The organism is Spongiibacter tropicus DSM 19543 (genome assembly GCF_000420325.1).
Taxonomy (GTDB): Bacteria; Pseudomonadota; Gammaproteobacteria; order Pseudomonadales; family Spongiibacteraceae; genus Spongiibacter; species Spongiibacter tropicus.
Window position 1 is genome coordinate 951,003 of record NZ_ATUS01000001.1, and the last position, 13,129, is coordinate 964,131.

The window sequence follows — 13,129 nt, forward strand, 5'->3', positions numbered from 1 at the left end:
TGTTTGCCAACGGCCGGGACTATACTGAACGTTTATTGACATCGACAGAGGCTATGCCATGGGAATAGGCACAATGGTAGTTCTGGCAGTGGCGGTATTCGCTGTGCTCTACCTGATTCTGATGTACAACGGACTGGTCAACCTCAAACACAATGTTGCCAAGCACCGCGCCAACATTGATGTGCTGCTCAAGCAGCGGAACGATGAGCTGCCGAAACTGGTAGAGACCTGCAAGCAATACATGGAATTCGAACAGGAGACGCTGGAGAAAGTTATCCGCGCGCGCTCACAAGTCGCGTCTGCTCAAGCGGGCAACGATATGAAAGCGCTGGGACAGGCGGAAAGCGGGCTGCGCAGCAGCCTCGGCCAGTTATTTGCCCTGGCGGAAGGCTACCCTGAACTGAAAGCTGATCAGAGCTTCAGCCAGTTGCAGAACCGGATCTCGTCACTGGAAAATGCGATTGCCGATCGCCGAGAAGTCTACAATGAGGCGGTGAACAACAATAATGTCCGCATCGAGCAGTTTCCCGACGTACTGGTAGCCAGGCTGTTTAACTTCTCCGCATTTGAGTTATTGGAATTCGACAAGGCGCAGTTGAAGGACGTGAATATCAAGTCGCTGTTTGGTCAATAAGGTACTGTGAACAGCGATCTTATCGGGCTCGGAATACTTGCACTGGTCGGCGTATTCTGTGGCGCCGCCAGTCTCTCGCAACTGCGTCGCGCGCGCATCATCGAAGACACCCCCACCTCCAAAATTCGCTCGGCACATCAGGGCTACGTCGAACTGATTGGCAGCGCGATGCTGCCTGAGAACGAAGCTCCGCTGTTAAGTACATTGGCCGGAGAACCCTGCCTGTGGTTTCGCTATCGAATAGAGCGCTATGAACGAAGCGGCAAAAACAGTAGCTGGCGAACCATAGAAAGCCACAGCAGTACCCGCCCGTTCATATTGAGTGACGGCACCGGCATCTGCCTGGTCTACCCGGAGCGAGCCGAGGTCAAGAGCCACCGCCGCCGCCAGTGGCACGGTAGCAGTCGCCGCCCGTCACCGGGTATCTCCACCACCAGCCTGCTGCTCGGCAGACGCTATCGTTACACGGAGGAACGCCTCTGTGAAAATGACCTCATTTACGCGCTGGGCATTTTCGACACCCGCCATCCGCCCAGCGACACCGAGACCAATTCTGCACGCATGGCTGAAATTCTCTCGGAGTGGAAACAGGACTACGACCGTCTGGTCGCGCGCTTCGATCGCAATGGCGATGGCCTGATAAGCCCCGAAGAATGGGAGCTTGCGCGCCGTGAGGCCCTTCGCAAAGCCGAGCGGGAACAGCGCGGCAAGCCCTCGCTGGACGCGATCAACACCCTGCGTTATTCGCCCTCCAGGCAACAACCGTTTATTATCGCTACCTCTGAACCCGAATCACTCAGTCGACGCTACCGCTGGCAGTCACTGGCATGGCTATTGGGAAGCCTGGCATGCATTGCCGGCGTTGCCTGGCTCGTGCAATCCGGCGCAGTATCGATGACGGCAGGATAGGAAAGCGACATGGCAACACGCCGGAACACCCGGGAACGCATTCTGGAAATCGCAGAAGAGCGCTTCGCGAAACAGGGCTTCGCCGCCACCTCAATCAGCGAAATCGCGGTGAGAGTCGGCATCAGCAGCCCTGGCATCTACAAACATTTCAGCAATAAGCTGGCTATCTATGAAGCCGTTTGCGAGAAGCTGATGGCGCCGCTTGTCGAAGCCACCAGCCAACTGGATACCGCCTCTAACTTTCAGGAAATGAGTCAGCAGATTCAGGCAGCAATGAGCGCGCTGAGTGACAGGCCGAATATCGCCCGACTGGTCCAGCATGCCACGCTGGCGCAAGACGAAACGCTGACGCTGCTCAGCGACAGGTGGTATCGCAAATTCTTTGCCTTTCTCAGCGATGGCGCCAGCGATCCCGATAACGAAGTGATCAGCGCATCAACCGCGATTGCCTTCCACTGCATGATTCTCGGTTACGTCACCCTCGCGCCATTGCACCAATCCATCTTTGGCTTTGATCCGCTCACGCCGGATCAGCTCAACGCGCAATTCCAATTGCAACAGGATATGGTGAACGGACTCAACAAGCTGTCGACTAAAAGCGGCAAAGTCGCTACCGCCTGAATCAGCCCTGCCCCGACAGCCTGCGTGCAGCTTGCTCCATCGCGTCTCGGTGTTCAGCTTCGAGGCGCGTCATGGTATCGCGGTGCTGATCTCGCTCTTCCCGCGACAGCGACTTCCACGCCTGATGCGTTGGCACGTCGGCCAATACTTCAGCGACCACCGTGAATACCCGGCCCTGCTCGCGCAACTCGGCATCCACCACGGGCTGATCCAGCAATACCGCGATGCGCAACGCAGCTTCACTGCCGCCGACCTGCCCGTCGAGATAACAGCGTGCCAGCACCTGAATGCTCTCTTCCGCGCCGAGGCGGTGCTGCGCGGGTTCTACCTCCGCAGCGGGCGCTACCATGCCCACCGCAGACTGCGCCCGCTGAGCATCCTCAAGCGCGCGGCGCTGCTCGCGAAGCCGCCACAGCAGATAGCCTGCATACCCGGCCAGCGCGGCGATAATGACGCCACCAGCCACGAACCACGGCCAGTACTGGCTCATAATTCCCCCTGAAACTCTGTGCAAAGCGCCAAGTTTACCTGCTATCGGCAAGCAACACCCTGCTTTATAATGGCGCCCCCTAAAAACGGAGGCCCGCCGTGTCTACACCTGACGCCATTCGCTGGAATGAGGACCACCTCGAACTTCTCGACCAGCGCATACTGCCTGGAACCAGCCAGTACCTGTCGTACCGCGACCCCTTCTCCGTCGCTGACGCCATTCGCGACATGGTGGTTCGCGGCGCACCGGCGATTGGCATTACCGCCGCCTACGGTATGGCACTGGCCGCCGCCGCGCAGGCGCCGCAACCCAGTGTTGCCGCCTGGACGACAGCACTGAGCGGGGCCCGTCAAGCGCTGGCAGACAGCCGCCCCACCGCCGTCAATCTGTTCTGGGCACTGCAACGCTGCGATCAGCTTATCGAAACCCACGGCAACGGCGGCGACCTGCCCGCAGCCATGCTGGCGCTGGCCGCCGAAATTCACCGGGAAGACATCGCAATCAACCGCGCCATCGGCGATCATGGCGCCGCGTTGATTAACAACGACAGCCTCGTCTACACCCATTGCAATGCCGGCGCCCTGGCCACTGGCGGCTACGGCACCGCGCTGGGAGTCATTCGATCAGCCTGGAAAAACGGCAGCTTGCGCGGCGTCATCGCCGGTGAGACCCGCCCCTGGTTACAGGGCGCCCGCCTGACCAGCTGGGAGCTGATGCAAGATGATATTCCCGTCACCCTGGCCATCGAAGGCGCGGCCGCGCAACTCATGCGCGAGCATCGCCCAAGCTGGGTGATCGTCGGCGCCGACCGGGTGGCAGCCAATGGTGACGTCGCCAATAAGATCGGCACCTACAACCTGGCCATTATCGCCCGCCATCACGGGGTAAAAATGATGGTTGCCGCACCGACCAGCACCTTCGACCGCCAGATTGACGGCCCGCAGATCCCGATTGAGCAGCGTCCCGCTGAGGAAATCACCCACAGCCAAGGCAACGCCGTTGCCCCTGAGGGTTGCGCCGTGCACAACCCGGCCTTTGACGTGACTCCGGCCGAACTGATCGACGCCATTGTCACTGAGCATGGCATCATTTATCGTCCCGACCGTGAGGCGGTTGCCGCTCACCTCGACGCAGCGGAGAGGAGCTGACTATGCGCAAGAACAAGGCGTTTTTCGACAAGGCTATCGCCCTGGCAGCCGCCGGCGCCGACCTGTATCAGCGCGGCTGGGTCCCCGCCACCAGCGGCAATTTTTCCCTGCGACTGGATGACGACAGCGCGCTGCTGACGGCCTCGGGCAAGCACAAGGGACAGCTCGCGCCAACCGACTTCATCGCCGTTGACCTCGATGGCCAGCCACTGAGCGACGGCAAACCCTCTGCTGAAACCCTGCTGCACACCAGTCTGTACCGCCGCTTTCCGAACCTGGGCGCCGTGCTCCACTGCCACAGTCCGGACGCCACATTGATCTCACGACTGCATGCACAGAGTGGCTATATCGCACTGCGTGACTACGAGTTGCTCAAAGCCTTTCCCGGCATCGACAGTCACGACTGCGCGGTGAATATCCCGATTTTTGCCAATACGCAGGATATCGCCGCACTGGCGATCGAAGTCGACGAATACCTGGCCGAGCGACCCGACTGCCCCGGCTACCTGATTCAGGGACATGGCCTGTACTGCTGGGGCAATACGCTGGAAGACTGCATGCGCAATCTCGAGGCCCTGGAATTCATGCTGCACTGCGAACTGGAAATGCAGCGCTTGAAGCGCTGAATACGAGGAAATACCCAATGAGCGAACTGCGCATCTACGCCGACGACCAGCCACAACAGACACTGGAACGCAGCACCGACCCGGCCGAGATTACCGGCCTGCTCAATGCGGCCGGCATACGCTTTGAGCAGTGGCAAACTCGTGATGACATCGCCGCTGGCGACGACGCCGAGGCCGTACTCGCGGCCTATGAGCAGGATGTGCAACGACTGGTCGACGAGCAGGGCTACCAGAGCGTTGACGTGATCAGCCTGAATGCCAGTAATCCCGCCAAGGATGAGCTTCGCCAGAAGTTCCTCTCCGAGCACCGCCACAGTGAAGATGAAGTGCGCTTCTTTGTTCAGGGTCAGGGACTGTTCGCGCTGCATATCGGCGGCAAGGTTTACGAAATTCTCTGCGAAAAAGGCGACTTGCTAAGCGTACCCGCCAATACCCCGCACTGGTTCGATCTCGGCCCGCAACCAGAACTGGTCGCCATCCGCTTCTTCAACAACCCGGATGGCTGGGTCGCGCACTATACCGACAGCGACATTGCCGATAGCTTTTCACGCTTGGAGAACTGATGATCAAGGCCATAGTCACCGACATTGAAGGCACGACCAGCGCCATCGACTTTGTTACCCAAACCCTGTTCCCCTATGCCCGCCAGCGCATGGCGGCATTTATTCAGGAGCACAGCGACGACAGCCGGGTTAAGCCGCTGTTGCGCGAAGCTGCGAGAGCCGCGAATCTCCCTGAGCACGACCTTCCCGCGCTGGCAGAACAGCTGGAGCGCTGGATAGATGAAGACCGCAAGATCACTCCGTTGAAGGGGCTACAGGGACTAATCTGGGAACACGGCTACCGAAACGGCGATTTTCTCGCCCACGTATACCCCGATGCCGTCACCACGCTCGAGCAGTGGCACCGGCAGGGACTGTCGCTTTATGTCTACAGTTCTGGCTCGATTCTGGCTCAGAAACTGTTTTTTGGTCACAGTGAGGCGGGAGACCTTCGTCCGCTGTTCCGTGATTACTTCGACACCACCAGCGGCCCGAAACGTGAAGCGGCGTCATACCGCACCATCAGCCGTGATATCGACATGCCTGCCCTGCACATTGTCTTTCTTTCCGATATCGTGGAAGAACTGGACGCCGCAGCTGAAGCCGGAATGAAGACCGTATGGGTGCAGCGCAGTGATACCCCCCTTCACCATGAACGGCACCAGGTTGTCAGCCGCTTCGACGACATCTGCCTGGATGCGCTTTACTGAGCTTCCCCGACTTTTTCCATACGCGACAGCTGCTCGGCACGACAACTGCGGTCGGGGCCCATCCAAAGTGAGTCCCCCGCAGCAAAGGAGTCAGCATCGCCCCCCAAGCGCAAGCGGGATTCGGGATGCAGTTGACAGCTTTCATTAAGTTGCAGCAGGTAAGTTGCCTCCCGTGCAATCAGCAGTAGCTGTCGCGGCCCCAGATACTGCCAGGACTCGAGCCCCGAACGGGGCAAGCGCTCCAGATCTTCCGCCGGGCGCAGCCCGATATCCGCCAGTCTCGAATCCAGATCAGGCCGCCGCTCTGGCGGCGCGCAGGCAACGGCCAAGGCACTGAGCAGTGCCACGCCTAATGCAGCTTTGATGGTTGTAGTCCTTGGCATTTGAGATTCCCCCGTCTGCCTCTGACTCATCCGAAGCCCAGCGGTTCGCCACTAGCAGAAATTTTCTCAGCATCGCGTTCTATTTTCTCAAGCCCTATTCGCAAAACCAAAGTTACGTTGACGTTAACGTCAACTTGATTTATAACGTCACAAACCCCTCAGGAATGTCGCTAATGAGTCGCCAGTACAGCATCTCCGAGCTCGCCTCGGAGTTCGACATCACTACCCGCAGCATTCGCTTCTATGAAGAGAAAGGCCTACTGCGGCCGACGCGAAACGGCCAGACCCGCATTTACAGCGCGGCCGACCGCACCAAGTTGCGACTGATTCTGCGGGGGAAGCGCCTCGGCCTGTCTCTCGAGGAGAGCCGCGACATTATCGAAATGTACGATCCACAGCGTGATAACAGCCCCCAGCTACAACGCCTGATCGACAAAATTCGCGAGAAGCGTGAGATGCTGCAACGCCAGCTCCGTGACATCGAAACCCTGCTGCAGGACCTCGATGACGCGGAAGCCCGCTGTGTCGACGCCCTGCAAACCATAAAAACGCCAATTACCAGCCAGGAGTCTTGAGATGAGCACCCCCTACCCCAGCCTGAACTTTGGTCTCGGTGAAGAGATCGACATGCTCCGCGACACGGTCTACCGCTTTGCCCAGGCGGAAATCGCCCCCCGCGCCGAGCAGATCGACAAAGACAACCAGTTCCCCATGGATTTGTGGCGCAAATTTGGCGACCTCGGCCTGCTGGGCATGACGGTGAGCGAAGAGTACGGCGGCAGCGAGATGGGCTATCTGGCCCATGTGGTCGCGATGGAAGAAATCAGCCGCGCCTCGGCGTCGGTGGGCCTGTCTTACGGCGCCCACTCCAACCTCTGCGTGAACCAGATTTACAAAAACGGCAACGACTTCCAGCGCGAGAAGTACCTGCCCAAGCTGTGCAGCGGCGAACACATCGGCGCCCTGGCGATGTCAGAACCCAACGCCGGCTCCGACGTGGTCAGCATGAAACTGCGCGCCGAGAAGAAAGGCGACCGCTACGTTCTCAATGGCAGCAAAATGTGGATCACCAACGGCCCCGACGCCAACACGTATCTGATCTACGCCAAAACCGACCCACAGGGTGGCTCCAAAGGCATCAGCGCCTTCATCGTCGAACGCGACTTTCCCGGCTTCTCCCGTTCACCCAAACTCGACAAACTGGGCATGCGCGGCTCCAACACTTGCGAACTGGCGTTTCAGGACTGCGAAGTCCCCGCCGAGAACCTGATCGGCAAAGAAGGCGACGGCGCCCGCATTCTGATGAGCGGCCTCGACTACGAGCGCACCGTACTCTCCGGAGGCCCTACCGGCATTATGCTGGCCTGCATGGATATCGTCGTTCCCTATCTTCACGAGCGCACGCAGTTCGGCAAAAGCATCGGCGAATTCCAGCTCATGCAGGGCAAGGTCGCCGATATGTACTGCGACCTGAATGCCAGTCGCGCCTACCTCTACACCGTGGCTAAAGGCTGTGACCGGGGTGAGGAAACCCGCAAAGACGCCGCGGCCGTCATTCTCTACACCGCCGAAAAGGCAACTCAGATGGCGCTGCAAGCCATTCAAACGCTCGGGGGCAACGGCTATATCAACGATTACCCCACCGGGCGACTGCTGCGCGACGCCAAGTTGTATGAGATCGGCGCGGGCACCTCGGAAGTGCGCCGTATGTTGATTGGCCGCGAACTCTTCAACGAAACCCGCTAAGCGTCAGGAGCCGACCATGACTGTGATCACCAGCCGCCTCGACCGCCACAGCGAGGACTTCATCGCCAATCGCGACGCCCTCGCCGCGCAGGTCGCCGAACTGCGCGCCAAAGCCGAAGAGATTGCCCAGGGCGGGGGCGAAAAAGCCCGTCAGCGCCACCACGAGCGCGGCAAAATGCTGGCCCGCGAGCGCATCGACGCATTGCTGGACCCCGGCGCCGCGTTTCTGGAAATTTCCCAATTGGCCGCCGAAGGCGTGTATGGCGAAGACGTGCCCGCCGCCGGTGTGGTGGCGGGCATCGGCCAGGTGTGCGGCGTGGAGTGCATGATTGTGGCCAACGACGCCACGGTCAAAGGCGGCTCCTATTATCCACTCACGGTAAAAAAGCATCTGCGCGCCCAGACCATTGCCGAGCAGAACCACCTGCCCTGTATTTATCTGGTGGACTCCGGCGGTGCCAACCTGCCCCGGCAGGATGAGGTCTTCCCCGACCGCGAGCACTTCGGCCGCATCTTCTACAATCAGGCCAATATGTCTGCCAAAAACATCCCGCAGATCGCGGTGGTCATGGGCTCCTGCACCGCCGGTGGCGCCTACGTACCCGCCATGGCCGACGAAACCATTATCGTCAAACAACAGGGCACGATATTCCTGGCCGGACCGCCGCTGGTGAAAGCCGCCACCGGCGAAGTCGTCACGGCGGAAGAGTTGGGCGGCGCCGATGTGCACTGCCGGGAATCCGGTGTGGCCGACCACTACGCCGACAACGACGAACACGCGCTGCAACTGGCCCGTCAGGCGGTTTCCAAGCTCAACCGCAAAAAAACCCAGCAACTGCAACAGCTCGACAGTCGCGAGCCGCTGTATCCCCCGGAAGAGCTCTACGGCGTGATCCCCCGCGACAGCCGCAAACCCTTCGATGTGCGCGAGGTGATCGCCCGCATTGTCGATGGCTCTGACTTCGATGAGTTCAAAGCCCTGTTCGGCACCACGCTGGTTTGCGGCTTTGCCCGGCTTTACGGCTCCCCTGTGGGTATCGTCGCCAACAATGGCATTCTGTTCAGTGAGTCGGCCCAGAAAGGCGCGCACTTCATCGAACTCTGCGCCCAGCGCAAAATCCCGCTGATTTTCCTGCAAAACATCACCGGCTTTATGGTCGGCAAACAATATGAGGCGGGCGGCATCGCTCGCCACGGCGCCAAAATGGTTATGGCGGTTGCCTGCGCCCAGGTACCCAAATTCACCGTGGTCATTGGCGGCTCTTACGGCGCCGGTAACTATGGCATGTGCGGCCGCGCCTATGAGCCGCGCTTTATGTACATGTGGCCCAATGCCCGCATCGGCGTGATGGGCGGCGAGCAGGCGGCAGGTGTGCTGGCGGACATTAAACGCGCCCAGTACCAGCGTCAGGGCGAGGATTGGAGCGACGAGCAGGAAGCGGCGTTCAAACAGCCCATCCTCGATAAATTCGCCGAGCAGAGCCACCCCTTCTATGCCTCGGCCCGCCTTTGGGACGACGGCGTCATTGACCCCGCCGATACCCGCCGGGTACTCGGCATGAGCCTGTCTGCCAGCCTCAACAAAGCCATCGACGACAGCCGCTTCGGCGTCTTCCGGATGTAAGGGGGCAACATGGACAACGCAATTCTCAGTCAGATTGATGAACGCGGCGTCGCCCGCCTCACCCTGAATCGCCCGGCGATTCACAATGCTTTTGACGACAGCATTATTGCCGCGCTGAGCGCCGAACTCCGCACGCTGGCCAAGCACGCGGAGGTTCGCCTGCTGGTATTGGCCGCCGAGGGCAAGAGCTTCTCCGCTGGAGCCGACGCCAATTGGATGCGCCGCATGGCCGGCTACACCGTGGAGGAAAACCGCCGCGATGCCGAGGCGCTGGCCGAGCTGCTGTCACGGCTGGACAACTTCCCCCACCCGACGCTCGCCCGCGTGCAAGGTGCCGCATTCGGTGGCGGCGTCGGGCTGGTCAGCTGCTGCGATATCGCCATCGGCTCGCCGCGCGCGAGCTTCTGCCTCAGTGAAGTCAAGATTGGCCTGATCCCGGCCACGATCAGCCCCTATGTGATTAACGCCATCGGCCCCCGTGCGGCGCGACGCTATTTCATCAGCGCCGAACGCTTTGACGCCGATACGGCTCTGCAGCTGGGCCTGCTCAGCCAGTGCGTGGAAGAAGAGCAACTCGATGACGCGGTTGAGACCTGTATTGCGCAGCTGCTCAACAACGGCCCCGCCGCCATGCAGGCGGCCAAGCGACTGCTGCTGGACTACCAGAATCAGCCGCTCAGTGACGCCCTGATCGCCGATAGCTGCGAGCGCATCGCCGATATTCGTGTATCCCCCGAAGGCCAGGAAGGGCTCAGTGCCTTTCTGGAAAAGCGCCGTCCCAACTGGCAGCGTGGAGACTAATATGTTCAGCAAAATTCTGATTGCCAATCGCGGTGAAATTGCCTGCCGCGTTATTGCCACCGCCAAGCGACTGGGCATTGCCACCGTTGCGGTGTACAGCGACGCCGACCGCGACGCCAAGCACACCAGTCTGGCCGACGAGGCCTATTACCTCGGCCCCGCAGCCGCGTCTGAATCCTATCTGCGCGGCGAAGCCATTCTCGACATCGCCCAGCGCAGCGGCGCCCAGGCCATTCATCCCGGCTACGGCTTCCTGTCGGAAAACGCCGACTTCTGCCGCCGCTGTGACGACGCTGGCGTGGTATTTATCGGCCCGCCGGTGGCCGCCATCGAAGCCATGGGCTCCAAGTCAGCCGCCAAGCGTATTATGGCGGAAGCCGCCGTGCCGCTGCTGCCGGGCTACCACGGTGACGATCAGGATGATGCCATTCTGAAAGCCGCCGCCGACGACATCGGTTATCCGGTACTGCTCAAAGCCAGCGCCGGTGGCGGTGGCAAGGGCATGCGCATTATCTGGAATACCGAGGAATTCGACAGCGCTCTGGCGGCCACCCGCCGCGAAGCCCGCAACGCCTTTGGCGACGATAAGATGCTGGTTGAGAAATACCTGACCGGCCCCCGCCATGTAGAACTGCAGGTGTTCTGCGACCAGCACGGCAATGCCGTACACCTGTTTGAGCGCGATTGCTCCCTGCAGCGCCGCCACCAGAAAGTGATCGAAGAAGCCCCCGCCCCCGGCATGAGCGAGACCCTGCGTCAGGCAATGGGCGACGCCGCGCTGCAAGCGGCGCGCGCCATCGGTTATCAGGGCGCGGGCACCGTGGAGTTTTTACTCGGCGATGACGGCGGTTTTTACTTTATGGAAATGAATACCCGCCTACAGGTTGAGCATCCCGTCACCGAGATGATCAGCGGTCAGGACCTGGTCGAATGGCAGCTGTTGGTCGCCAGCGGCAGTCCCCTGCCCTGCGCGCAAAGCGATTTGCAGATTCGCGGTCACGCCTTTGAAGCCCGGCTCTACGCCGAAGATGCCGAGCAGGGCTTTCTGCCCCAGACCGGACGCCTCAATCACCTGCAATTCCCCGAAGAAAGTAACGCAATTCGCGTAGATTCCGGCGTGCGCAGCGGCGACAGCATCAGCATGTATTACGACCCGATGATTGCCAAACTGATTGCCTGGGACGAAGACCGCGACCGCGCGCTGCGCCGCCTGCAGGGGGCATTAGCCAAGTGCCAGATAGACGGCCTGACCACCAACCGCGACTTCCTGCTGCAACTGGCCAGCCACCCGACCTTTGCCGCCTCGGATTTCGACACCGGCTTTATCGACAAGCACTATGAGCAGATGAAAGCCGATGCCGAGCAGCGCCGCGCCCAACAACAGCAGGAGCACGCGGCACTGGCCGCCCTGCACTGCCTGCTCAGCGAACAAGCCCAAACCGCGACCGTCGCCACGCCCTGGCGCGCCGACAACTGGCGCTTAAACCTGCCAAAAGCGCGGGTCTTGTCGCTCGACATCAACGGCCAGCCTATCGACATCCGCGCCCGCGCCCAAGACGGCGCTTGGCAATTTCACATCGGCGACCGCAGCCTGGCGGCCAGCGGTGAACTGCGCGAGACCCGACTCAGCGCGGAACTCGGCGGTCGCCGCCTGAGCGCAAACAGCGTGAGTGATGGCGATAAGCAGGTGCTGTTTCTGGAAGACGGCAGCACCCTTCGCTATCAGCTGCGGCGATATCAAAGCGGCGAACAGGAACAGCACGGCGGGCTGTTGGCGCCGATGAACGGTCGCATTGTTAGCCTACTCGTAAAACCGCAGCAGACCGTTAAGAAAGGCGAAGTGCTGCTGATTATGGAAGCGATGAAAATGGAACACAGCGTGACCGCCCCCGCCGACGGCAGCGTGATGCAGTTCCATTTTGCCGAAGGCGAGCTGGTGGAAGGCGGCGCCGCGCTGCTGGCATTTGAGGAGGCCTCCGCATGATCCCCGATTCCGTCAAAATTGTGGAAGTCGGTCCCCGCGATGGCCTGCAAAACGAAGCTCAGGCGATTTCCGTGGCGGACAAACTCACCCTGATTCGCCTGCTGGCCGAAGCCGGGCTGCAAAATATTGAAGCGGGCAGTTTCGTGAACCCCAAATGGGTACCGCAAATGGCCAGCAGCGAGGAGGTCTTCGCCGGGCTGCCCAAGGATGGTCGCTGTTACAGCGCGCTCACCCCGAACGTCAAAGGGCTTGAGCGTGCACTCGCCGCGGGATCCAGCGAGGTAGCCATTTTTGGTGCCGCGTCGGAAGGGTTTTCTCAAAAAAACATCAACTGCAGCATTGCCGAGAGCCTGCAGCGCTTCGACGGCGTGATGAGCATGGCCCGCGACGCGGGCGTGCCGGTGCGCGGCTATGTCTCCTGTGTCATCGCCTGCCCCTACGATGGCAGCACGGCGCCGGAAAAAGTGCTGGAGGTGAGTCAGCAGTTGCTGGACATGGGCTGTTATGAAATTTCGCTGGGCGACACCACCGGCGTTGGCACGCCTGCCAGTGTGAACCGCTTACTGGATAGCTTGCTGCTTCAAATTCCCCCATCAAAACTGGCAGTGCATTTTCACGATACCTATGGCCAGGCGATTGCCAATATCTACGCCGCGCTGCAACGCGGCATTGCCACGGTCGATAGCGCGGTTGCCGGCCTGGGCGGCTGCCCCTATGCCAAAGGCGCATCGGGCAATGTCGCCAGCGAGGATCTGGTCTATCTCCTCAACGGCCTGGGCATTGCCCATGGCGTCGACCTGCAGAAGTTGATCGCGGCGGGCGAGTTCATCTCCGGCCGCCTGGGCAGGCCCAGCCAATCAAAAGTGGCTCGCGCCATGCCCACCGAGAACGACGAATAAGACAGAAAAGGG

14 protein-coding genes and 1 pseudogene are annotated in these 13,129 nt (G+C 60.5%); 13 read left to right on the plus strand and 2 right to left on the minus strand.

Annotation, left to right across the window (positions count from 1 at the left end; translation table 11 throughout):
• Positions 1–73 precede the first annotated feature (73 nt).
• The 3 genes from G411_RS0104585 to G411_RS21320 are packed head-to-tail and all read left to right on the plus strand — an operon-like array spanning position 74 to position 2,164.
• Positions 74–634, plus strand: coding sequence for a LemA family protein (locus G411_RS0104585; RefSeq protein WP_022957999.1), 561 nt, complete (start codon positions 74–76; stop codon positions 632–634).
• A gap of 6 nt (positions 635–640) precedes the next feature.
• Positions 641–1,543, plus strand: a complete 903-nt coding sequence (locus tag G411_RS0104590) for a GIDE domain-containing protein (protein ID WP_022958000.1) — start codon at positions 641–643, stop codon at positions 1,541–1,543.
• A 9-nt stretch (positions 1,544–1,552) separates the two neighbouring features.
• Positions 1,553–2,164 (plus strand): TetR/AcrR family transcriptional regulator, encoded by a 612-nt coding sequence (locus G411_RS21320; RefSeq protein WP_022958001.1) that lies wholly within the window; start codon positions 1,553–1,555, stop codon positions 2,162–2,164.
• A 1-nt stretch (position 2,165) separates the two neighbouring features.
• Here the strand turns inward: G411_RS21320 and G411_RS0104600 are convergent, their stop codons facing one another.
• Entirely contained in the window at positions 2,166–2,654 is a 489-nt protein-coding gene (locus G411_RS0104600) for a DUF2489 domain-containing protein (RefSeq protein ID WP_022958002.1), read from the minus strand.
• 98 nt (positions 2,655–2,752) lie between these two features.
• On the opposite strand from G411_RS0104600, the gene mtnA reads away from it, so the two are divergent.
• The 4 genes and pseudogenes from mtnA (at position 2,753) to mtnC (ending at position 5,680) form a co-directional block, all read left to right on the plus strand.
• Complete coding sequence (gene mtnA, locus G411_RS0104605) at positions 2,753–3,802, plus strand: S-methyl-5-thioribose-1-phosphate isomerase (RefSeq protein ID WP_022958003.1); 1,050 nt, start codon at positions 2,753–2,755, stop codon at positions 3,800–3,802.
• 2 nt (positions 3,803–3,804) lie between these two features.
• Positions 3,805–4,362, plus strand: a pseudogene (locus tag G411_RS0104610) (methylthioribulose 1-phosphate dehydratase); the annotation flags it as partial.
• 83 nt (positions 4,363–4,445) lie between these two features.
• On the plus strand, positions 4,446–4,991 hold the full coding sequence (locus G411_RS0104615) for a 1,2-dihydroxy-3-keto-5-methylthiopentene dioxygenase (RefSeq protein ID WP_022958005.1): 546 nt from the start codon (positions 4,446–4,448) through the stop codon (positions 4,989–4,991).
• A complete protein-coding gene (gene mtnC / locus G411_RS0104620; protein ID WP_022958006.1) occupies positions 4,991–5,680 on the plus strand; it encodes an acireductone synthase in 690 nt (229 codons plus the stop codon). Before G411_RS0104615 ends, mtnC begins: the two co-directional genes overlap by 1 nt.
• Here mtnC and G411_RS0104625 read toward each other — a convergent pair.
• Positions 5,674–6,063, minus strand: coding sequence for a DUF6491 family protein (locus tag G411_RS0104625; protein WP_157581132.1), 390 nt, complete (start codon positions 6,061–6,063; stop codon positions 5,674–5,676). The genes mtnC and G411_RS0104625 overlap by 7 nt on opposite strands.
• A gap of 173 nt (positions 6,064–6,236) precedes the next feature.
• On the opposite strand from G411_RS0104625, the gene G411_RS0104630 reads away from it, so the two are divergent.
• Genes G411_RS0104630 through G411_RS0104655 form a run of 6 tightly spaced genes read left to right on the plus strand, consistent with a single transcriptional unit; the run spans position 6,237 to position 13,117 of the window.
• Positions 6,237–6,638, plus strand: coding sequence for a MerR family transcriptional regulator (locus tag G411_RS0104630; protein WP_022958008.1), 402 nt, complete (start codon positions 6,237–6,239; stop codon positions 6,636–6,638).
• 1 nt (position 6,639) lies between these two features.
• Complete coding sequence (locus tag G411_RS0104635) at positions 6,640–7,809, plus strand: isovaleryl-CoA dehydrogenase (RefSeq protein ID WP_022958009.1); 1,170 nt, start codon at positions 6,640–6,642, stop codon at positions 7,807–7,809.
• 16 nt (positions 7,810–7,825) lie between these two features.
• Positions 7,826–9,433 (plus strand): carboxyl transferase domain-containing protein, encoded by a 1,608-nt coding sequence (locus G411_RS0104640; RefSeq protein WP_022958010.1) that lies wholly within the window; start codon positions 7,826–7,828, stop codon positions 9,431–9,433.
• 9 nt (positions 9,434–9,442) lie between these two features.
• The gene (locus G411_RS0104645; RefSeq protein ID WP_022958011.1) at positions 9,443–10,234 is read left to right on the plus strand and encodes an enoyl-CoA hydratase/isomerase family protein; all 792 of its coding nucleotides are present in this window, start codon (positions 9,443–9,445) and stop codon (positions 10,232–10,234) included.
• A 1-nt stretch (position 10,235) separates the two neighbouring features.
• Positions 10,236–12,218 carry an acetyl/propionyl/methylcrotonyl-CoA carboxylase subunit alpha gene (locus tag G411_RS0104650; RefSeq protein ID WP_022958012.1) on the plus strand — a complete coding sequence of 661 codons (1,983 nt, stop codon included), beginning with the start codon at positions 10,236–10,238 and terminating at the stop codon, positions 12,216–12,218.
• Positions 12,215–13,117 (plus strand): hydroxymethylglutaryl-CoA lyase, encoded by a 903-nt coding sequence (locus tag G411_RS0104655; protein ID WP_022958013.1) that lies wholly within the window; start codon positions 12,215–12,217, stop codon positions 13,115–13,117. The genes G411_RS0104650 and G411_RS0104655 overlap by 4 nt, the downstream gene beginning before the upstream one ends.
• Positions 13,118–13,129 lie beyond the last annotated feature (12 nt).

Bases quoted from the DNA above. Each gene is read 5' to 3' on its own strand.
- G411_RS0104585 (WP_022957999.1), top strand. From the start codon at position 74: ATGGTAGTTCTGGCAGTGGCGGTATTCGCTGTGCTCTACCTGATTCTG.
- G411_RS21320 (WP_022958001.1), top strand. From the start codon at position 1,553: ATGGCAACACGCCGGAACACCCGGGAACGCATTCTGGAAATCGCAGAA.
- G411_RS0104600 (WP_022958002.1), bottom strand. From the start codon at position 2,654: ATGAGCCAGTACTGGCCGTGGTTCGTGGCTGGTGGCGTCATTATCGCC.
- G411_RS0104615 (WP_022958005.1), top strand. From the start codon at position 4,446: ATGAGCGAACTGCGCATCTACGCCGACGACCAGCCACAACAGACACTG.
- mtnC (WP_022958006.1), top strand. From the start codon at position 4,991: ATGATCAAGGCCATAGTCACCGACATTGAAGGCACGACCAGCGCCATC.
- G411_RS0104625 (WP_157581132.1), bottom strand. From the start codon at position 6,063: ATGCCAAGGACTACAACCATCAAAGCTGCATTAGGCGTGGCACTGCTC.
- G411_RS0104630 (WP_022958008.1), top strand. From the start codon at position 6,237: ATGAGTCGCCAGTACAGCATCTCCGAGCTCGCCTCGGAGTTCGACATC.
- G411_RS0104635 (WP_022958009.1), top strand. From the start codon at position 6,640: ATGAGCACCCCCTACCCCAGCCTGAACTTTGGTCTCGGTGAAGAGATC.
- G411_RS0104640 (WP_022958010.1), top strand. From the start codon at position 7,826: ATGACTGTGATCACCAGCCGCCTCGACCGCCACAGCGAGGACTTCATC.
- G411_RS0104645 (WP_022958011.1), top strand. From the start codon at position 9,443: ATGGACAACGCAATTCTCAGTCAGATTGATGAACGCGGCGTCGCCCGC.
- G411_RS0104650 (WP_022958012.1), top strand. From the start codon at position 10,236: ATGTTCAGCAAAATTCTGATTGCCAATCGCGGTGAAATTGCCTGCCGC.
- G411_RS0104655 (WP_022958013.1), top strand. From the start codon at position 12,215: ATGATCCCCGATTCCGTCAAAATTGTGGAAGTCGGTCCCCGCGATGGC.